The organism is Luteibacter sp. SVR4-7G (assembly GCF_056755555.1).
The window spans coordinates 1-300 of the sequence record NZ_JBPGXO010000108.1; the positions used below are offsets into that span (position 1 = coordinate 1).

1 protein-coding gene is annotated in these 300 nt (G+C 60.3%); it reads right to left on the reverse strand.

The window, feature by feature from the left end:
* A partial coding sequence (locus ACR9ZH_RS18455) for a hypothetical protein (protein WP_481292220.1) occupies window positions 1–180 on the reverse strand: 180 nt, incomplete at its 3' end.
* Window positions 181–300 lie beyond the last annotated feature (120 nt).

Consider the following 300-nt stretch of genomic DNA (forward strand, 5'->3'; position numbering starts at 1 on the left):
GCTCATCAACGCCTCGATGACCGTCATGACGCTAGCCATCTCCTTGCCCTGTAGCTCATCCGCCTCCCCGATCACCTTGGTCACGAACAGAGTCAACCGCTGCGCATATTGCAGCCACTCGGTCGCCTCATTCATCAACTCATGCACCGAGGCTTCGGTAAGCTCGTTCATCACGTTCATGCTGTGCTCCTTGCTGTGCTATCGCCCGCTGGTTGCGCAGATGCGCAGGTGTGGCACGCCGCACAAGGCGACGTGCCACGGGCAAAACATCGCCTCGAGGCGATGAGCTGCGGACTCGCG